2 protein-coding genes are annotated in these 618 nt (G+C 65.4%); both read right to left on the reverse strand.

From position 1 onward, the window contains the following. Positions 1-402: YDG domain-containing protein (locus DUPY_RS18200; RefSeq protein WP_229255418.1), on the reverse strand; the 402-nt coding region annotated here is incomplete at its 3' end. A gap of 2 nt (positions 403-404) precedes the next feature. Beyond that, positions 405-618: YDG domain-containing protein (locus DUPY_RS28925; protein WP_229255419.1), on the reverse strand; the 214-nt coding region annotated here is incomplete at its 5' end.

Raw genomic sequence — 618 nt, forward strand, 5'->3', positions numbered from 1 at the left:
AGTGGTGGCGTCATAGGTTTTATCCAGGGCTGCAATGCCCGAGACCGCCAGGTTGACCTTGTTGATGGTTGCGCTCAGGCCGGTCGGTTGCAGCACCACGTAGTTGCCGGCATCGGCGCCGGACAAGGTATAGCCGGTCACTGTCACCGCCTTACCGGCGCCGGCATCCTTGCTGGCAAAACTGCCCACGCCGGTACCGGCCACCGACACGTTGTCGCTGCCAAGGGCGGCCACGGCGGCGTTACCGGTCAGGCTGGCGGCGGTGGTGGCGTCATAGGTTTTATCAAGCGCCGCAATATCCGATACCGTGAGGTTGGCCTTGTTGATGGTTGCGCTCAGGCCGGTCGGCTGGGTGACCACGTAGTTGCCGGCGTCGGCGCCCGACAGCGTGTAGCCGCTCACCGTCACAGCCTTGTTGATACCGACATCCTTGGTCGCAAAACTGCCGCCACCGCCGCCGGAGCCGCCACCGTGTCGCCCGAAACCAGGCCCGAGTAGCCAACGCTGGCGGTGTTGAGCGCGGCCGTGGTCGTGGCGTCGTAGATTTTATCGACGGCGCTGACGCCGGTCAGGGTCAGCCCCTTGGCGGTCACGGTGTAACTGCTGCCGGCCACGCCG

This window comes from Duganella phyllosphaerae, assembly GCF_001758785.1.
Classification (GTDB): domain Bacteria; phylum Pseudomonadota; class Gammaproteobacteria; order Burkholderiales; family Burkholderiaceae_D; genus Rugamonas; species Rugamonas phyllosphaerae.